The 18,937-nt window shown below is 42.9% G+C and carries 14 protein-coding genes, 3 rRNA genes and 2 riboswitches; of the genes, 3 read left to right on the top strand and 14 right to left on the bottom strand.

Features of this window, described 5'->3' with window-relative positions:
* Positions 1 to 681: 681 nt before the first annotated feature.
* The 8 genes from rrf to AC0VYV_RS03970 form a co-directional block, all read right to left on the bottom strand.
* A 5S ribosomal RNA gene (gene rrf, locus AC0VYV_RS04005) occupies positions 682 to 798 on the bottom strand.
* A gap of 115 nt (positions 799 to 913) precedes the next feature.
* Positions 914 to 3,843, bottom strand: a 23S ribosomal RNA gene (locus AC0VYV_RS04000).
* Between the two features lie 237 nt (positions 3,844 to 4,080).
* A 16S ribosomal RNA gene (locus AC0VYV_RS03995) occupies positions 4,081 to 5,632 on the bottom strand.
* The 16S, 23S and 5S rRNA genes sit together here, the layout of an rRNA operon.
* A gap of 318 nt (positions 5,633 to 5,950) precedes the next feature.
* Entirely contained in the window at positions 5,951 to 7,270 is a 1,320-nt protein-coding gene (locus AC0VYV_RS03990) for a TrkH family potassium uptake protein (protein ID WP_430246665.1), read from the bottom strand.
* A gap of 271 nt (positions 7,271 to 7,541) precedes the next feature.
* Entirely contained in the window at positions 7,542 to 7,883 is a 342-nt protein-coding gene (locus tag AC0VYV_RS03985) for a CHY zinc finger protein (protein ID WP_430246667.1), read from the bottom strand.
* A 73-nt stretch (positions 7,884 to 7,956) separates the two neighbouring features.
* The gene (locus AC0VYV_RS03980) at positions 7,957 to 8,262 is read right to left on the bottom strand and encodes a hypothetical protein (RefSeq protein ID WP_194219967.1); all 306 of its coding nucleotides are present in this window, start codon (positions 8,260 to 8,262) and stop codon (positions 7,957 to 7,959) included.
* Between the two features lie 275 nt (positions 8,263 to 8,537).
* Complete coding sequence (locus AC0VYV_RS03975; protein WP_475374461.1) at positions 8,538 to 9,041, bottom strand: DoxX family protein; 504 nt, start codon at positions 9,039 to 9,041, stop codon at positions 8,538 to 8,540.
* Between the two features lie 161 nt (positions 9,042 to 9,202).
* Positions 9,203 to 10,375 (bottom strand): MFS transporter, encoded by a 1,173-nt coding sequence (locus tag AC0VYV_RS03970; protein ID WP_475366599.1) that lies wholly within the window; start codon positions 10,373 to 10,375, stop codon positions 9,203 to 9,205.
* Positions 10,376 to 10,637: 262 nt separating this feature from the next.
* On the opposite strand from AC0VYV_RS03970, the gene AC0VYV_RS03965 reads away from it, so the two are divergent.
* The gene (locus AC0VYV_RS03965; RefSeq protein WP_475366598.1) at positions 10,638 to 11,711 is read left to right on the top strand and encodes an ATP-binding protein; all 1,074 of its coding nucleotides are present in this window, start codon (positions 10,638 to 10,640) and stop codon (positions 11,709 to 11,711) included.
* 8 nt (positions 11,712 to 11,719) lie between these two features.
* Here the strand turns inward: AC0VYV_RS03965 and AC0VYV_RS03960 are convergent, their stop codons facing one another.
* Positions 11,720 to 12,601, bottom strand: a complete 882-nt coding sequence (locus AC0VYV_RS03960) for an alpha/beta fold hydrolase (protein WP_475374460.1) — start codon at positions 12,599 to 12,601, stop codon at positions 11,720 to 11,722.
* A 111-nt stretch (positions 12,602 to 12,712) separates the two neighbouring features.
* Here AC0VYV_RS03960 and AC0VYV_RS03955 point away from each other — a divergent pair, with 111 nt between their 5' ends.
* Positions 12,713 to 13,231, top strand: a complete 519-nt coding sequence (locus AC0VYV_RS03955; protein WP_430246678.1) for a GNAT family N-acetyltransferase — start codon at positions 12,713 to 12,715, stop codon at positions 13,229 to 13,231.
* A gap of 53 nt (positions 13,232 to 13,284) precedes the next feature.
* Here the strand turns inward: AC0VYV_RS03955 and AC0VYV_RS03950 are convergent, their stop codons facing one another.
* The 5 genes from AC0VYV_RS03950 to AC0VYV_RS03930 form a co-directional block, all read right to left on the bottom strand.
* The gene (locus AC0VYV_RS03950; protein ID WP_475374459.1) at positions 13,285 to 13,818 is read right to left on the bottom strand and encodes an acireductone dioxygenase; all 534 of its coding nucleotides are present in this window, start codon (positions 13,816 to 13,818) and stop codon (positions 13,285 to 13,287) included.
* A 50-nt stretch (positions 13,819 to 13,868) separates the two neighbouring features.
* Positions 13,869 to 14,492, bottom strand: coding sequence for a methylthioribulose 1-phosphate dehydratase (locus AC0VYV_RS03945; protein ID WP_475366596.1), 624 nt, complete (start codon positions 14,490 to 14,492; stop codon positions 13,869 to 13,871).
* A complete protein-coding gene (locus AC0VYV_RS03940; protein WP_475366595.1) occupies positions 14,455 to 15,153 on the bottom strand; it encodes a 2-hydroxy-3-keto-5-methylthiopentenyl-1-phosphate phosphatase in 699 nt (232 codons plus the stop codon). Before AC0VYV_RS03940 ends, AC0VYV_RS03945 begins: the two co-directional genes overlap by 38 nt.
* Entirely contained in the window at positions 15,150 to 16,349 is a 1,200-nt protein-coding gene (locus tag AC0VYV_RS03935) for a 2,3-diketo-5-methylthiopentyl-1-phosphate enolase (protein WP_475374458.1), read from the bottom strand. The genes AC0VYV_RS03940 and AC0VYV_RS03935 overlap by 4 nt, the downstream gene beginning before the upstream one ends.
* Before the next feature lie 94 nt (positions 16,350 to 16,443).
* Positions 16,444 to 16,553: riboswitch (SAM riboswitch) on the bottom strand.
* Between the two features lie 83 nt (positions 16,554 to 16,636).
* The gene (locus AC0VYV_RS03930; RefSeq protein ID WP_475374457.1) at positions 16,637 to 17,809 is read right to left on the bottom strand and encodes an aminotransferase class I/II-fold pyridoxal phosphate-dependent enzyme; all 1,173 of its coding nucleotides are present in this window, start codon (positions 17,807 to 17,809) and stop codon (positions 16,637 to 16,639) included.
* 108 nt (positions 17,810 to 17,917) lie between these two features.
* Between AC0VYV_RS03930 and AC0VYV_RS03925 the strand changes: the two genes are divergently transcribed.
* Positions 17,918 to 18,700, top strand: coding sequence for a carbon-nitrogen family hydrolase (locus AC0VYV_RS03925; RefSeq protein WP_475374456.1), 783 nt, complete (start codon positions 17,918 to 17,920; stop codon positions 18,698 to 18,700).
* A gap of 86 nt (positions 18,701 to 18,786) precedes the next feature.
* A riboswitch (SAM riboswitch) is annotated at positions 18,787 to 18,923 on the top strand.
* Positions 18,924 to 18,937: the final 14 nt, after the last annotated feature.

The raw sequence follows: 18,937 nt of genomic DNA, 5'->3' as shown, positions 1-18,937 counted from the left end.
TTAAACGCGATATGTAACACTTTAATCATTAACCAAATTGTTATTACAATGATTAAGATTGAAAAGAAGCTGTTCCAAAAGGGTTCACTCCATTAATAGTAGATTCTAGTTCTTCCCCTCGATTTTAAAGCATTATTTTATACAATTCACCTGATCTTTTAAGAAATCTCTATCAATTTTATAATACCAAGAAGCTTATCATTACCCATTAATTCCGCGATATTTTATATAATTCCGCGAAATCCGGATTTTTCCCGCGCTTTTCCGTAATAATTCCGCGCATTTGAGATTAATTCCTCGAACGTAAAAAAACATATAAAAAAGCGAGAAACCCTCAGGTCTCTCGCTTCTCTTCATTGCCCAGCGACGTCCTACTCTTGCAGGGGGAGATCCCCCAACTACCATCGGCGCTCGAGCTTAACTTCCGTGTTCTCATACGGGGCGCGATAAGCGGCGAACTTCTTCGTCAGCTGCGCGATGCCAGATCCTCATGGATCTCTCGAATATCCACTCCGGTCTGACATCACTTGCTTCCTCGAATTTCTTGCTTCTCCCACCCCTACGAAGCTTTCGAAGAAGTCTTTGATTGTCTTTCCTGCAGCTTTTTTCTCTTACGAGCTTACTACACTTTTTGAATACAAAAAAGCGAGAGACCCTCAGGTCTCTCGCTTCTCTTATGTTGCCCAGCGACGTCCTACTCTTGCAGGGGGAGATCCCCCAACTACCATCGGCGCTGAAGAGCTTAACTTCCGTGTTCGGCATGGGAACGGGTGTGACCTCTTCGCCATCATCACTAGACTAACAGGATGTTAGCCGTTCGGTGTTCACCACAGGACGTGGTGGCACTTAATCGAACTTCCTTATTTCAGGTGTTCCCTGAAAACTAGATAGCACGCACAACTTTCCAATATTTTAGGTTAAGCCCTCGATCGATTAGTATTCGTCAGCTCCACGTGTTGCCACGCTTCCACCCCGAACCTATCTACCTCATCATCTCTAAGGGATCTTACCAGCTTCATGCTGTGGGAAATCTCATCTCGAGGGGGGCTTCATGCTTAGATGCTTTCAGCACTTATCCCTTCCACACGTAGCTACCCAGCTATGCTCCTGGCGGAACAACTGGTACACCAGCGGTGTGTCCATCCCGGTCCTCTCGTACTAAGGACAGCTCCTCTCAAATTTCCTGCGCCCGCGACGGATAGGGACCGAACTGTCTCACGACGTTCTGAACCCAGCTCGCGTACCGCTTTAATGGGCGAACAGCCCAACCCTTGGGACCTACTTCAGCCCCAGGATGCGATGAGCCGACATCGAGGTGCCAAACCTCCCCGTCGATGTGGACTCTTGGGGGAGATAAGCCTGTTATCCCCAGGGTAGCTTTTATCCGTTGAGCGATGGCCCTTCCATGCGGAACCACCGGATCACTAAGCCCGACTTTCGTCCCTGCTCGACTTGTAGGTCTCGCAGTCAAGCTCCCTTGTGCCTTTACACTCTGCGAATGATTTCCAACCATTCTGAGGGAACCTTTGGGCGCCTCCGTTACACTTTAGGAGGCGACCGCCCCAGTCAAACTGCCCACCTGACACTGTCTCCGCACCGGATCACGGTGCTGGGTTAGAATGTCAGTACAGCCAGGGTAGTATCCCACCGACGCCTCCATCGAACCTGGCGGTCCGACTTCTATGGCTCCTACCTATCCTGTACAAGCTGTACCAAAATCCAATATCAGGCTACAGTAAAGCTCCATGGGGTCTTTCCGTCCTGTCGCGGGTAACCTGCATCTTCACAGGTACTATAATTTCACCGGGTCTCTCGTTGAGACAGTATCCAAGTCGTTGCACCTTTCGTGCGGGTCGGAACTTACCCGACAAGGAATTTCGCTACCTTAGGACCGTTATAGTTACGGCCGCCGTTTACTGGGGCTTCGATTCAGAGCTTCTCCCGTAAGGGATAACCCCTCCTCTTAACCTTCCAGCACCGGGCAGGTGTCAGCCCCTATACTTCGCCTTACGGCTTTGCAGAGACCTGTGTTTTTGCTAAACAGTCGCTTGGATCTTTTCACTGCGGCTCCCCTGGGCTATAAACCCGAGGAAGCACCCCTTCTCCCGAAGTTACGGGGTCATTTTGCCGAGTTCCTTAACGAGAGTTCTCCCGATCGTCTTAGGATTCTCTCCTCGCCTACCTGTGTCGGTTTGCGGTACGGGCACCTTTTTCCTCACTAGAGGCTTTTCTTGGCAGCGTAGAATCAAGGACTTCGGTACTAAATTTCCCTCGCCATCACGACTCAGCCTTCATGGTGAACGGATTTGCCTATTCACCAGCCTAATCGCTTGGACGCGCATTTCCAGCAGCGCGCTCTCCCTATCTTTCTGCGTCCCCCCGTCGTTCAAACGGAAAGGAGGTGGTACAGGAATATCAACCTGTTATCCATCGCCTACGCCTTTCGGCCTCGGCTTAGGTCCCGACTAACCCTGAGCGGACGAGCCTTCCTCAGGAAACCTTGGGCTTTCGACGGACAAGATTCTCACTTGTCTTTCGCTACTCATACCGGCATTCTCACTTCTAAGCGCTCCACCAGTCCTTTCGGTCTGACTTCACAGCCCTTAGAACGCTCTCCTACCATTGTCGTAAGACAATCCACAGCTTCGGTGATACGTTTAGCCCCGGTACATTTTCGGCGCAGCGTCACTCGACCAGTGAGCTATTACGCACTCTTTAAATGATGGCTGCTTCTAAGCCAACATCCTGGTTGTCTAAGCAACGCCACATCCTTTTCCACTTAACATATACTTTGGGACCTTAGCTGGTGGTCTGGGCTGTTTCCCTCTCGACTACGGATCTTATCACTCGCAGTCTGACTCCCGCGGATAAATCGTTGGCATTCGGAGTTTGACTGGATTCGGTAATCCGGTAAGGACCCCTAGTCCAATCAGTGCTCTACCTCCAAGATTCTTGCCGCGAGGCTAGCCCTAAAGCTATTTCGGAGAGAACCAGCTATCTCCAGGTTCGATTGGCATTTCACCGCTACCCACACCTCATCCCCGCATTTTTCAACATGCGTGGGTTCGGGCCTCCATTCAGTGTTACCTGAACTTCACCCTGGACATGGGTAGATCACCTGGTTTCGGGTCTACGACCACGTACTATTTCGCCCTATTCAGACTCGCTTTCGCTGCGGCTCCGCCTTCTCAGCTTAACCTTGCACGGGATCGTAACTCGCCGGTTCATTCTACAAAAGGCACGCTGTCACCCATTAACGGGCTCCAACTAGTTGTAGGCACACGGTTTCAGGTTCTTTTTCACTCCCCTTCCGGGGTGCTTTTCACCTTTCCCTCACGGTACTGGTTCACTATCGGTCACTAGAGAGTATTTAGCCTTGGGAGATGGTCCTCCCGGATTCCGACGGGGTTTCACGTGTCCCGCCGTACTCAGGATCCGTCTCGGAGGGCATCGGATTTTGACTACAGGATTGTTACCTTCTCTGATGGACCTTTCCAGGTCGCTTCGTCTATCCGTGCCTTTGTAACTCCAAAGAGACGTCCTACAACCCCAGAGGGCAAGCCCTCTGGTTTGGGCTGATTCCGTTTCGCTCGCCGCTACTCAGGAAATCGCGTTTGCTTTCTCTTCCTCCGGGTAATGAGATGTTTCAGTTCCCCGGGTCTGCCTTCCATTCCCTATGTATTCAGAAATGGATACCATCCTATTAAAGATGGTGGGTTCCCCCATTCGGAAATCTCCGGATCAAAGCGTACTTACAGCTCCCCGAAGCATATCGGTGTTCGTCCCGTCCTTCTTAGGCTTCTAGTGCCAAGGCATCCACCGTGCGCCCTTAGTAGCTTAACCTTCGATTTGTTAGGCATTGCTGCCATAACGCATCAGTTATTACTAAGTTATTGCATAAAAAATAATTATTGGATGTCGTTGTTTGTGCTATCAAGTTTTCAAGGAACAAGGCTACTGTTTGAATCCGCCTAAGCTTCATCACTTCACCTGGTTTGAAAGAATAAATCATTCTTTCAAAACTAAACGAAACGCTCATGTAAGGTTGGTAACGTAAGTTACCTTCGTAATTCTCCATAGAAAGGAGGTGATCCAGCCGCACCTTCCGATACGGCTACCTTGTTACGACTTCACCCCAATCATTTGTCCCACCTTCGGCGGCTGGCTCCATAAAGGTTACCCCACCGACTTCGGGTGTTACAAACTCTCGTGGTGTGACGGGCGGTGTGTACAAGGCCCGGGAACGTATTCACCGCGGCATGCTGATCCGCGATTACTAGCAATTCCGGCTTCATGCAGGCGAGTTGCAGCCTGCAATCCGAACTGAGAACGGCTTTATGGGATTCGCTTCACCTCGCGGTGTTGCTGCCCTTTGTACCGTCCATTGTAGCACGTGTGTAGCCCAGGTCATAAGGGGCATGATGATTTGACGTCATCCCCACCTTCCTCCGGTTTGTCACCGGCAGTCACCTTAGAGTGCCCAACTAAATGCTGGCAACTAAGATCAAGGGTTGCGCTCGTTGCGGGACTTAACCCAACATCTCACGACACGAGCTGACGACAACCATGCACCACCTGTCACTCTGTCCCCCGAAGGGGAACGTCCTGTCTCCAGGATTGTCAGAGGATGTCAAGACCTGGTAAGGTTCTTCGCGTTGCTTCGAATTAAACCACATGCTCCACTGCTTGTGCGGGCCCCCGTCAATTCCTTTGAGTTTCAACCTTGCGGTCGTACTCCCCAGGCGGAGTGCTTAATGTGTTAACTTCAGCACTGAGGGTGGAACCCCCCAACACCTAGCACTCATCGTTTACGGCGTGGACTACCAGGGTATCTAATCCTGTTTGCTCCCCACGCTTTCGCGCCTCAGCGTCAGTTACAGACCAGAGAGCCGCCTTCGCCACTGGTGTTCCTCCACATATCTACGCATTTCACCGCTACACGTGGAATTCCACTCTCCTCTTCTGCACTCAAGTCCTCCAGTTTCCAATGACCCTCCACGGTTGAGCCGTGGGCTTTCACATCAGACTTAAAAGACCGCCTGCGCGCGCTTTACGCCCAATAATTCCGGACAACGCTTGCCACCTACGTATTACCGCGGCTGCTGGCACGTAGTTAGCCGTGGCTTTCTGGTTAGGTACCGTCAAGGTACCGCCCTATTCGAACGGTACTTGTTCTTCCCTAACAACAGAGCTTTACGACCCGAAGGCCTTCGTCACTCACGCGGCGTTGCTCCGTCAGACTTTCGTCCATTGCGGAAGATTCCCTACTGCTGCCTCCCGTAGGAGTCTGGGCCGTGTCTCAGTCCCAGTGTGGCCGATCACCCTCTCAGGTCGGCTACGCATCGTCGCCTTGGTAAGCCATTACCTTACCAACTAGCTAATGCGCCGCGGGCCCATCCTACAGTGTTAGCTCGAAAGCCAACTTTCAACATTGCACCATGCGGTGCGATGTATTACCCGGTATTAGCTCCGGTTTCCCGGAGTTATCCCAGTCTGCAGGGCAGGTTGCCCACGTGTTACTCACCCGTCCGCCGCTAAGATCAGGGAGCAAGCTCCCATCTCTTCGCTCGACTTGCATGTATTAGGCACGCCGCCAGCGTTCGTCCTGAGCCAGGATCAAACTCTCCGATAGAAAGCTTAATCTAGCTTTAAAACAATGTTTTGTTTCCGTAGAAACAACTACTTACATGGCGTTTCGTTCAGTTTTCAAAGATCGATTTAATTCTATTAATCTCGGTGTTGTTCTCCCGAGTGACAACTTCTATCTTACCAGCAACATTCATATAAGTCAATGTCTTTTTTTAAAACATTTTTGTATGTAATTTGTATGTAAGATGTTGTTTGTTTTTCGAAGTGACAAGAAACATCTTACCATGTGATAACAATGGCGTCAACCATTTATGGGAATTAATTTTCATCCCCCCTTCCTCATCAATGGAAGGGGGCAGTTTTATCCTGTAAGTACTTCTTCTTCAGGGTATCTTATTTTAGAAGTCTTCTTAGAAGCAAAGATGAAGGCAAGCGTCAGGGGACCAAGTTTACCAACCATCATGATGACAATAATTGTTACTTTTCCTATTCCATCTAGGCTGCCTGTTAATCCCATTGAAAGTCCTACTGTTCCAAATGCGGATACAACTTCAAATAAATTAACTAAAAAAGGAGATTCCTGCGTTAGTTCAAGAATAAAAACTCCGAGTATAACAACCCCTGTTGAAATCACAGTTATTGCAAGAGCTTTAATAATGATAGAGAAAGCGAGCGTTTTATGAAAAATGGTTACTTCGTTTTTACCTTTTAAAAAGGTATTAACTGAAAGGAGCATAGCGATGAAGGTAGTAAGCTTAATTCCACCTCCAGTAGAAGCACTTCCAGCCCCTATGAACATAAGACATATAATAAAAAAGAGAGAAGCTTCTTCCATACTACCGATATCTACCGTATTAAAACCTGCTGTTCGAGGAGTTACAGCCTGAAATAATGCAGCCCATCCTTTTCCTGGACCATTTAGTTGCCCAATTGTAGAAGTGTTATTCCACTCGAGCGTGATAATCACGATAAAAGCAAGTGCATTTATGATGATACTCCCTATTACCATCAATTTCGTATGAAGGGCCCATTCACGAAAATGCTTCTTATTCTTAAGATCGATTAAAACCGTGAAGCCAATTCCACCTAAGATAAACAAGAGAGTAATAACAATATTGATAACGGGATCTCCAACATATGAAGAAAGACTGTCTGACCAAATCGAGAAGCCAGCATTATTATAAGCTGAAATAGAATGGAAAATTGCTGCGTAAATTCCGCTTCCTACTCCGTATTCAGGTATCCACCTCGCCGAAAGAATAATGGCTCCAATCATTTCTATTATGATCGAAAATAAAAGTAGACTTCGAACGAGCTTAACAATGCCTCCCATTCCTTTTTGATTTAATGCCTGAGTAATTAAGAGCCTTTGAGAAACCCCGATTTTTTTCCCTATTAATAGAAAGATCACAACTGCAAATGACATAATGCCAAGCCCGCCAATTTGAATGAGTAACATGATAACAAGCTGACCAAAAATAGTATACACACTGCCCGTATCCACTACTACTAGACCAGTAACAGTGATAGCAGATATTGCCGTAAACCAGGCATCTAGCCAGCTAATTGACGTTGTGGTTGCCTGTGGTAGCTTTAGAAGAAACGTTCCGATCGTACTAACAAATAGAAATAGAAGCAACAAAGCTCTAGGCGGATGAAGTAAAACCTTTTTGTATTTCAAGACATACCCCTCTTTCTTCTTTAAGAACAGCCACGCAAACCCCTCGAAATATACTTTCCACATCAAAAGCGTTAAAACGATTCATTTATATAGAAGTAAACAAAAAGAAAAAACACAGGAAATCTGTGTTTGACACGAAGATATAACCCATTAAAGTTCTTTTTATACCAAAGCCTGATGTTATTTTTATCCCTATGCTTTCGACACAATAAAGGATTTCTCAATAGGATTGAAATAATAATACATCCAGACTACCCACAAGTAAAGAAAATCATTTAGCGTCGATCTGCTCAAAGTAAAGATGTTGGTGAAGCTTACAACCATCATTAAAGAGAGACTGACAGTATGGACAAATTGAGTTTGAAGAAATGTACTGTTGTATCGTTAGTTCTGACTTGCAATTCCCACAAAGTACAGCTTTTTCATCAAATTCGTGTTTGGGCCACTTTATAACAGAATGATCCGTTGTTTCTTCATGACAATAGATACATGGATAATATGTACCACAACATTTGAATTTAATCGCAATAATGTCCCGTTTACTATAGTAATGTTGGCATCTAGTTTCATCATCTACAACTTTTCCTTTTATAACAACCTCTTCAGAACCCATTTTATATCCCTCTCTAATTCCATCTTCTATTACGTATCATTCTATCATTATCTTCCATTGTCTAGAAAAATGATTAATTAACTGATAGATCATTTTTAATCACATGGTCGGTCATGCAAATTTTGCAAAAAGAAAAACCTTTTTTGTCTCTGACATTCGCAGTCATTTGTATAAGTTCATCAAGATTACTTGAACAAATCTTTTCAACTTTCGTTCGCACACCCGCGTCTTTTTGTCGCCATAACGTTCGACATGTGGCGATATGAATTTTATTATAATCAGGATCGCTCCCTTTAAAATGATTAAATACATATCCTTCCGGATTAGCACGATACCAGTTTAAATAACGTTCTTCATTTTCTTTGAAAATACCGATCATAGTCTAGCCTCCCACTTATTTATCACTAGACCATTTTCGTCGTGACACTCGCTCCCCCTCTTTACAATTTATTACAGATACCAGTCATTTTTTAACTAAATGTAATTTATTTTCTGAAGAAGGCTTTTTACTAATCGGGTAACAAATAAAGATCGTAATATTCGACATACCAAGAGTGAGATTAGTATCAATTTTTCATCTAACCTTCTTAATAATAGTTTGATTCGTACTTATAGAAATTTAAAAGGCTCCGCTTTTATGCGGAACCTTTCGCTTTAGTGATGGAATATGGGCTTACTTTGGTGTGTTTTAATATTCTTCTTTAAATAAGGAACAATCCAACGATCAAGCCCGAACTTAGCTGCATTGTAACCAGCAATGAGCAATAATATTCCAAGAATGACCATCATTGGATTTGTACTGGTCGTGCCACTAAACAGGAAGGCAAAATTCATGATTACTCCCATAAGAGCGGCAAGTGTTGTAAATGTTCCAAGTAGTAATCCGAGACCAACAAAGAATTCGCCCCAAGGAATTAAAACATTAAAGAAATCGACATTTGGAATTGCTGCGCCTTCTAAGAATGTAGCCCACCACCCTAGAACTGCAGGATGCTCACCACTAGCGTTGGCTACTGCCCCCTGTAAGAAGCCATTTGCATCAAAACCATTAGTGATTTTTGTCCAACCAGATGTCACCCATTGATAATCAAGATATATCCGAATAAAAAAGAGTATACCAGCTGCTGCTTTATTTTCTCTTAGAAAATGAACAAACATCTCTCTCACTCCCCACTATTTATTCTTAACACACCTTTAATGTAAGGGAGCTTCTAAAAACATTATGTGAATTACATCACTATTAATCTAACTGTTTTATATAGTTACGATTCGGGTATGAAATAACTGGATAATTCAAATAGGACAGAATCTCTTCTATCCTATGCATAACTTTCGTCTCTTTTGGATTTTCTCTTATCGATTACACGATAGAAAAGTAATGCAAGACAACCAATTAAGGTCACGTACCCCATCACACTGTACAAAGTAGCACCAGAAGTTTCTTCAAAAATCATTCCTCCAAGCAATGAACCTAGTATGCCAGACAAACCAAAAAACACCGAAATAAATAACAAATGGCCTGTCGCCTGTAAATGCTCTGGAACTAATTTGGTCACGTATTGAAAGGCCGCAACGTAAAATACACCAAACGTTACGCCGTGAAAAACTTGAAGAAGTATCGCTGCTTGAGGTCCTCCAACGTAAGCTAACCCTATCCATCTGACAGCATAGATCAAACCTGCTATTAAGATAAAGACCACTTCATTAAAACGCCTAAACCAAAAATGACTTGTCGCAAATATGAGAGCTTCACTAGCAACTGCAACGAACCAGGCTAGTCCTATTTGAGATTCATTTCCACCAAGATCCGTGATATAAATCCCTATGAAACTGTCATTTGCTCGATGCGGAATGGTTAAAAACATGATCGTAATCAAAAAGAGTAGGAAGCGAGGATTCTTTCCAATCCGTATGGCATCCCATACAGTAACAGGTTTATTATGTGTTTCGACATCTGATACTCTCATAGCTGTAAAAAAAGCAAGCAAAATCATGAGCATAAAAGGAACCAAAATAAAAGCTATACCAAAAAAAGCAAAAAACTGACCAACTACTAAAGTTGAAACTGCAAAACCAATTGAGCCCCAGGTTCGAATACTTCCAAAGTTTCTATTCACGCTAGCTGCTGTTTTAACAGCTAGACTATCACCAAGAGCCCCTGTTGGGGACATAAAAACATAGAACGCCGCAGCGGAGATGAGAATAAACACATAGTTATGGTTCGTTAGAAGAAAAATGCTAATGATGGCAACGCCAACTAACGTTACGAGTAGAACCTTTTTAATTGTTCCGAATTTATCGCTTATGTAACCCCAAAACGGTTGAGCCATTATGGCTGCAAGTGGTCCGATCGCTAGGATAGATCCAATTTTACTCTCAGACATACCACTTTGTTGAAAATATACTGGCATATAGCTAATGATGATTGTATTTGCTCCATGAAAAAAGAACAAGAACAGACTAAGGAAAAAGACAGAGTCTCTTTTGGTCATCTTTTAAGCCGTCCTCCCTTGCTAAATGTGATGCGCTCAAAATACTTCTTCTAACTCTATAGTAAGTACAATTGAATTGCAATGCGCTTTCATTGGGATTGGTTCCATTATTATTACTATATTCTCCTACCTTATCAACCACTTCGAACGCCAAAAATTTCCAATCTATTACAAATATCGATCATAATTTGAAGGGGATACGCATATCTTGTAGAAATATCCAATTAGTACTAAGTTAAAATGCTGATTATGGGGGATTTCTATGAAAAATGGAAGCGAGCTACAAGAGGCGAATTTAGATATTATTTTTCACCATATTTCAGATCTTATTTTCCAAATTCGTGTGATCGATGTTCACCATTATGAAATCGAAGCTGTAAATGAAGCTTATCTAGCAAGTTATGAGACTTCCAAAGAAGCCATATCTGGGCGGAGAATCGAAGACTTTCTAGGGGTTGACCAAGGAATACAAGCGATTAAAAGATTCCAAGAAGCCATGATTCGTAAGAAAACCATTCAATTTGAAGAAGGTTATTCTTTCCCAAAACAGGGCTACAAGCTATTTGATATTACACTAGTGCCACTTGTAGAAGAGGGGAATGTTTCGAGGATCATTGGAATTGCGAAAGATATTACCGAGAAAAGAATGAATGAAGAGCACCTTGCTCAATCCGAAAAGCTATCGATTGTTGGACAACTTGCAGCTGGGATCGCACACGAGCTTCGAAACCCGCTCACTTCTTTAAAGGGTTTCTTAAAATTAATACAGTTCAAAAACTCTGATCAAGACATTGATCGCTATGCCCAGGTGATGGATTCAGAATTTCATCGGATCGAACAGATTATCGATGAATTTCTTATTCTTGCAAAACCAACAAAAATTAATTTTAACTATAATCGAATCGATCTCATATTAGATGAAGTCATTGAATTGCTAAGTGGCCAGGCTAATATGAAAGCAATCATTCTAACAAAAGAGTACCACTCTTCTCTCCCAGAGATTTATTGTGAAAGTAATCAATTAAAACAAGTTTTTATTAATTTGATAAAAAATGCGATGGATGCTATCGGTGAAGAGGGAGAAATTACAATCTCAGCCCGAGAATGTAACGATAAATTACAAATTAGAATCATTGATAATGGTAGCGGAATCACAGATGAAGAGCTTGAGAAACTCGGCTCTCCGTTTTTCACTACCAAAAAGAACGGGACTGGACTTGGGCTTACGATATGCAAACGTATAGTAAAAAAACATAAAGGGAACTTAACTATCGAAAGTAATAAGGGGAAGGGCACGATCATTACGCTCACTTTTCCAAAGGGGGTTGGCAATTAACCCCCCTGTTATTCAGGGCCTTGCGTATGGCCCTTTTGCTTTGTTTGCTCCTTTAACCATCTCTCTACCATATATAAAGCTTCTTTAGGTTTTTGCCAATGTAGAACATGACCTGTCTGTGGAATAGCGTCAATTCTACATTCACCTTTCACTTCATTCCGCATCACGTTTGCTGCATGCTTTCTATTAGTTTCATCTGCTACAGGAAGTGTTGCCCTTAGGAGATAGATAGGAACATTTACCATATGAAAAATTTCTTTGCATGGTTCTTGATAGAGGGACTTCATAATCGCTCTTACTGTACTACCACTAGCCCTTAAGGCTACGCCATTTTTCCTTTCCTCCATATCCCTATGTACCATTTGCTCTAAATACTTGCTCCACCTTCCGATTTCCATTTTCTTCTTTTGTTCATATTCTTCCAATTTTCTGTAATGATTTTCTACCACCCATTGAGACATTTGTTCAAGAAGTTCTTCAAGCGTTAGTGACGGATCATCAGAAGAATGAAGATAACCGCCATCAATCATCACGATACCTTTTACCATTTTAGAGAATTGACTACTATAATGAAGTGCCAGGGCAGCTCCCCACGAATGCCCAATGAGCCAGACTGGTACGTCACTTAATGATGTACAAACCTTATGAAGCCACTCTGTTAGAAGTTCAAAAGAATAACTCTTATCTTCATTAAATGGAGGCGTCTCACCATGGCCTGGTAGATCAATCGAGATTAAATGAAAGTAATCCTTAAGACCTTCTGCCATCTCACTAAAACCAAATGCATTGTTCGTTAAACCGTGAAGAAGAATGACAGTTGGCTGACTCCTATCTCCCCATTCAAAACAATGAACATAACTGCCATCTATTTCTATTATGATTTTTTTCATTTCACTTTTCCTTTAAACTATGACTTACTTCATATATTCGACTAGCAGGATTCATTCCCTCTCTCTCGAAATGAGTCTGATAGGAAAATCAAATTGAGATGGAGGTAATCAATGGAAATCAGAAAAGCGGTCGTAGATGATGCTTTAGCGATAGCAAATGTTCATGTAAACAGCTGGAGAACGACTTACCGTGCGCTTATCTCAGAAGACTATTTGAATTCATTAGACGTTCAAATACGCGAGGCTCGTTGGCGGAAAGGAATTGAAAATGGAAGTATTATCCTTGTGGCAGTCGAAGAAGGGGAAATAATAGGATTTGCGAATGGCGGAAAAAACAGATCAGCTGCTTACAAATTCGATGGAGAACTTTATGCGATATACCTTCTTGAAGAAGCACAGGGAAAGGGAGTTGGCAAACAACTTCTGTGCTCGGTAGCTAAACATCTTAGAAGCGAATCTTATCAGTCTATGCTTGTTTGGGTACTGAATGGAAACCCAGCTTCTCAATTCTACGAAAGTTTTCATCCACTTCAAATTGCCGTGGAAGAAACAGAAATTGCAGGTAAGACATTTAAAGAAACCGGCTTTGGTTGGAACGACCTGAATGAATTAATTGGATTTTGTAGCTAAAGGGATTGAAGCAAAATCAAAAATGATGGCCGTGACTGCTCACGGCCCTTTTTTCACTTCACACTTTCTTTTTCTTCATATGGATGGGCTACCCATCCTGATGGATCGATGAAAAGGCGTACGGCTACAACTTGCCGATCATCCATTAATGTAAAGAAGTGTGGTGTATCAACCGGTACAGAAATCACGTCACCCGGATCGAGCTCAACATCAAAATACCCCACGCTACCTTTAATGATAAAAATCCCATGTCCCGCCGTTATCGCTCTTACTTCGTCCTCAGTATGCACATGAACCTGTTCAAATTTTTTCAGAATCTTATCAAGATCAGGCGTTTGTTCAGAAAGTGCCACCACATCCCAGTTTCCATATCCATTTCGCTTAGCTAGAGAACGAATGTCATCATCAAATACACTCAGAATTTCATTTTTCTGTTCCTCTGTAACATGACAATTCCCCTTAAGAAACGTCGGTAGCTTCTCAACATCCCAATGTTCATATAACACTCCTTCATTCTGAAGAAATGCCCCTACTCGATCTTGACCTTCAATAACTTCATTTGTATTTCGTATTTTAATTACTGCCATTAATGCTTCCTCCTCTTTTGTTAAGCTAATGAAACTTTGTTGATTACTGATTAACTTACAATTGCTTGAAAGCTTCGTAATTTAAGATGATATTCAAAAAGGAATTCAAATGCTTCCAGATATTTTTTTGCTTCAAAACCATTACGTCCCCATACTGTAATCCCATGATTTCGCATCAAAATGGCTTTCGTGTCATTCTTAAGCACGTGCACCACATCATGAGCTAGTAGAGAAAGATCAGCTGAATTCTCGATAATCGGTACTGTCACTTTGTCATTCTGTCCCCATAAACCAAAAGCTTTAACTAACTCCAGTCCTTGAAACGTAACTTCTCCTTCTCCCGCAAAAAGTTCAGATATAACATTATTTTCAACTGTATGCACGTGTAAGCAACAGCCTGCATCTGTCTTTGAATAGATCGCCTGATGAATAATGGTCTCTGCTGATGGTTTCAATAGAGTCTCTTCAATTGGCTGCCCTTGTCTATCCACTAGAATGAAATCTTCTTTTGTTCGTTTTCTTTTATCCTTTCCACTAGCCGTTACTAAAAATTGAAGCGGCGAATCACTTACCTTAATTGAAAGATTTCCACTTGTTCCACGGAACCAATCTCTTGCTGCTAATTCATCTTTAATATCAGCAAGTTCGTTCCATCGATTCTCCACTTGGCACATGATTCTTCCCCCTTTCTTCAGTTAACTTTTCGACGATATCATCAAACGTTTCAAATAAAACGGCTGGAATGCCAAGTTCTTGACACTTCTCCGCTAAAAAATCTCTAGCAAACACAAAATCTGCTTGCTTTGAAGCTTCTAAATCGGTAATAGAATCTCCAATCACAATTTTTCGGTTAGCCTTTTTATCAAAACGATTTAATATACCTGGCTTGCAACAACCGCAATCTTTCGTACAATCGTCTCCACAGGCATACGGCCAAGTTATTGAGATGGTATCAGTAGTAAAATCACTGCCATTACAGAAGATATTTTCTTCTGGAATACCGTATGGCTTAAGAAGAGGGTAAATAAAGAAATCGATCCCTCCACTGACGATATAGAGCTCGATCCCTTCTTGCCTCGTGTAGTCTACGAATTCGCTAAAACCCTGTCTGATTTCAGTTGTAGCTACTAAATAATCGAGTAATTCCTGTTTCAATTTGGAAGGGATTAAGTGAAACATCCTTCCGACCCCTTCACGAATGGAAATATTTTGAGCGAGCACATCATCTTTTATTTGCTCCCACTCTTTCGGAGCAAACCGTTTCATCAAAGAAACGATATTATCACTTTTCGTAATGGTGCCATCAAAATCGCAAAAAATAATCGGCTGCTTCATCGCACTACCTCCCCGCTCCCCCACTTTGTAAGAGCCTGATGAAGTTCCTCACTATTTTGAGAGGCCTGTTCAAGAGGTTGCTCTGTTAAAACAGCTTGAATGGCATCTCGGAAAGCTTTTCCGCCTGCAGCTGCTCCATCGGGATGCCCGTGCACGCCACCTCCCGCATTAATCACACTGTCTATACCGAAATCTTTTATAAGAAGCGGTACTAGTCCAGGATGAATGCCCGCTGAAGGAACAGGGAATGTTCTTTTCAGCTTATTATTTCTCGTTAAGGCTTCTGCTGTTGCGAGCGCCTCTCTTCGATCAAGCGCTACACTCCCATAAGGCGAAGGGAAAAGGGAAAAGTCTGCCCCAGCAGTTCGAAGCAACTTTCCAAGTAATAGGGAGTAACTTACCCCATGTGTGCTTGAGGCAGCCATTGCACCAGAGAATGCAGGGTGTGCCATGATTGGAACCGGAATATCCGAGTCCTCTGAAAGTGATTGCAATGCATCTAGTCCATATGTAAAAACATTAAACAGAAGCGCATCTGCTCCTAATTCCACAGCAAGCTTTGCTCGATCACTGAGGTTTGCCGTTCTTCCTGTTAAATTCACTGCGTAACGCGTTCGCTTTCCTGTCAATTCAGCCGTTTCATCCAGCATTTTTCGTAAGGCGGGTACTCGCTTTTCAAGAGGGGTTAACTCATTTTCAAAAAGGATTTCATCGTCCTTCACAAAATCGACTCGACCAAGCGCCTGCTGTTTCATTTGTTCCTGCAATTCGCCTAACGATTTTCCAATAACTCCTTTGAAAATACTCATAACGAGCGGTCGATCGTATACTTCTGTAAGATTTCGAATACCGTCTATTCCAAATGCTGGACCTGGGAATTGATTTAGTAACCCTGCAGAGAACTCTAAATCAACCAGCTTAATTTCACCATCAAGTGAAAGCTTACCGATGACTGTTGTTAAAATCGCAGGTAGATCCGCACTGAAATTGATGGTGGGGTAAGCAATCGCGATGATGCCCTTTTCCCCTTTTTCCTCTACGTGAACGACTTCACCCTTATGCTTCTTTAACTGCTTTTTTTCTAATAACGGTAGATTGGTCCAAGTCCCAATCGTTAATCCAAGGGCGATCGCTTCAGCGCGCTTAGATAATTGTTGGTCATTCTTAACAAGGTAAGTTGCCACAAGATGACTCATCATGCTCATTCCTTTCCATCGCGCTAGTCCTCAATCTTTGATCATACAAAAAAGACCCCTTCACGAGGAAGAGGTCGTTATCACCATGCTCTTCCTCTTATCTTCCAGCTTTTGCTGCGAGAATTAGCACCGTGTCTTCAAGTAACCTTGAAAATCGGTTGCCGGGCTTCAAAGGGCTCGTCCCTCCACCTCTCTGGATAAGAGTATGCAACTATTCGTTTAAGTAATTGATTCGAATTATGCCAGACGTAGGAAATCCTGTCAATCTATTTTTTTACTTTTCTGAATCAAAAGAGATTAAGAGAATTAATTCGTTCAACTGCCTCCCTGAGTTTCTCTTCGGAAGTTAATAAGCCTACTCTCACAAAGCCTTCCCCATACTCTCCAAAGCCGTTCCCAGGCGCAACTACAATTTGAACATTCTCAAGCAAGTAGTCCGCAAATCCCTCTGAAGTAAATGATTCAGGTACTTTTAACCAGGCAAAAAATGACCCCGCAGGAGAGGTTACATCCCAGCCAATATCGTGAAGCCCCTGTATCAATACATTCCGTCTAGATTCGTACGTTTGGCGAAGGTTCTCAACACATTCCTGTGAACCTAGTAAAGCTTCTGCAGCTGCTTCTTGCACTGCACTAAACAAACTAACGTAGAAATGATCCTGAAGCAGGTTGATGCTTTCCACTACAGATGGGTTTCCGACAGCGAACCCAACACGCCATCCTGCCATATTATACGTTTTGGAAAGAGTATAAATCTCAATTCCCACATCTTTAGCACCTTCTGTTTCCAAAAAGCTTTTAGGACGTTCTCCATCGAATCCGATCGCTCCATAAGCAAAATCATGAACGACACAGATGTCATTGGCATCCGCAAACCTAACCGTTTCATCAAAAAAGCTTTTCGTTGCTATAGCAGCGGTAGGATTGTTTGGATAATTTAAAAACATGAGCTTTGCTTTTGCAAGAGCACTCTCTGGGATCGCGCTATAATCAGGCAGAAAATCATTTTGTTCAAGTAACGGCATCATTTGCATATCCGCTTCAGCCATCGCAACTCCAGACCAATAATCAGGATAGCCAGGATCTGGCACGAGCGCCACGTCACTTTTATTTAACAAACATTGACTGACTTCTACAAGGCCAGCTTTTCCACCAAAGAGGACGGCTACCTCTTTCTCCGGATCAAGCTCAACACCAAACTCTCGCTTATAGAATTCAGCCGCGGCTTGTTTCAGAAAAGGCTGCCCCCTAAATGGCGGATACTTGTGGTATGCAGGGTTTTCAGCTGCCTGCTGCAAAGACTCGATAATATGTGCAGGCGTCGGCTGGTCAGGATTTCCTTGGCCAAGGTTAATAATGTCATATCCCGCCTCTACATAACGGTTCACTTTTCCAGCAAGCTTCGCAAAAAATTGTTCTGGTAAACGTTTAAGTGCATCTGAAGTTTGAAATTGTTTCAAATGGAATCACATCCTGTTAAAATTTTCGAGAAATTCTAATAAGTTATGTTATCTTGGATACACAACCATGTAAAGGTCAATTTCTAAACATGTAAGGAGGACAAATCAATGAAAAACCTTGCCCTGTTGCAATTTGATATTGCTTTTGGCAATCCAGAAAAGAATTTCTCTAAAGTTGAAGAGCTTGTTTCTAAGGCGGTGAGTGACAAACCAGATATCATCGTTTTACCAGAATTGTGGTCCACAGGTTATGATTTATCTCGTCTTGATGAAATTGGAGATACTGATGCAGAAAAGTCGATTGCTTTTCTATCTCGCCTCGCAAAAAAAAACGACGTAAATATTGTCGGGGGCTCCATCGCTAAGCATCATAACGGCGAAGTAACGAACACCATGCTTGTGTTCAATCGAGATGGGCAGCTCGTTCATGAGTATAGCAAAGCGCACCTGTTTCGTTTGATGAATGAAGAGAAATTCCTCGTTTCTGGAAATGAAAAAAGTCATTTCACACTTGAAGAACTCCCATGTGCCGGGTTCATTTGTTATGATATTCGCTTTCCTGAGTGGCTTCGCCTTCATGCAGTTGAAGGTGCCCAAGTATTGTTCGTACCAGCAGAATGGCCAAAGCAACGCACCGATCATTGGCGAGCATTACTTATCAGTCGCGCGATTGAAAATCAGTGCTACGTGATTGCTTGTAATCGTGTCGGGGCAGATCCTGATAATACGTTTGGAGGACACTCATTGATCATTGATCCGTGGGGAACAATTATCGCAGAAGCAGGAGAAGAAGAAGTTATTTTAACAGGTTCTATTGACGAAGAGGAAATGTCATCAATCCGGAGTCGCATTCCTATCTTTGAAGATCGACGTCCAGATATTTATAAATAATATTCAAAATATTATTGACAAACATGTTCCTTTCTCTGTAACATACATTTCAAGCGAAAAAATTGTAAAATAATTTCATAAACTTTCTCTTATCAAGAGCAGGCTGAGGGATTTGGCCCTATGACGCCCAGCAACCGACCTATTTTTAAGTCCAGATGAATCCATGACTTAAATGGCACGGTGCTACTTCCAACAGGATGATATTCATTCTGGAAGATAAGAGGTGTGAAGTATCTC

It is taken from the genome of Anaerobacillus sp. QJM3NY_17 (genome assembly GCF_056173665.1).
Note: the sequence above shows the minus strand (reverse complement) of the source record. Positions and strands in the feature narration are given on the sequence as shown.

Coding starts and splice junctions, on each gene's coding strand:
- AC0VYV_RS03985 (WP_430246667.1), bottom strand. CDS start 7,883: ATGGGTTCTGAAGAGGTTGTTATAAAAGGAAAAGTTGTAGATGATGAA.
- AC0VYV_RS03980 (WP_194219967.1), bottom strand. CDS start 8,262: ATGATCGGTATTTTCAAAGAAAATGAAGAACGTTATTTAAACTGGTAT.
- AC0VYV_RS03975 (WP_475374461.1), bottom strand. CDS start 9,041: ATGTTTGTTCATTTTCTAAGAGAAAATAAAGCAGCAGCTGGTATACTC.
- AC0VYV_RS03970 (WP_475366599.1), bottom strand. CDS start 10,375: ATGACCAAAAGAGACTCTGTCTTTTTCCTTAGTCTGTTCTTGTTCTTT.
- AC0VYV_RS03965 (WP_475366598.1), top strand. CDS start 10,638: ATGAAAAATGGAAGCGAGCTACAAGAGGCGAATTTAGATATTATTTTT.
- AC0VYV_RS03960 (WP_475374460.1), bottom strand. CDS start 12,601: ATGAAAAAAATCATAATAGAAATAGATGGCAGTTATGTTCATTGTTTT.
- AC0VYV_RS03955 (WP_430246678.1), top strand. CDS start 12,713: ATGGAAATCAGAAAAGCGGTCGTAGATGATGCTTTAGCGATAGCAAAT.
- AC0VYV_RS03950 (WP_475374459.1), bottom strand. CDS start 13,818: ATGGCAGTAATTAAAATACGAAATACAAATGAAGTTATTGAAGGTCAA.
- AC0VYV_RS03945 (WP_475366596.1), bottom strand. CDS start 14,492: ATGTGCCAAGTGGAGAATCGATGGAACGAACTTGCTGATATTAAAGAT.
- AC0VYV_RS03940 (WP_475366595.1), bottom strand. CDS start 15,153: ATGAAGCAGCCGATTATTTTTTGCGATTTTGATGGCACCATTACGAAA.
- AC0VYV_RS03935 (WP_475374458.1), bottom strand. CDS start 16,349: ATGAGTCATCTTGTGGCAACTTACCTTGTTAAGAATGACCAACAATTA.
- AC0VYV_RS03925 (WP_475374456.1), top strand. CDS start 17,918: ATGAAAAACCTTGCCCTGTTGCAATTTGATATTGCTTTTGGCAATCCA.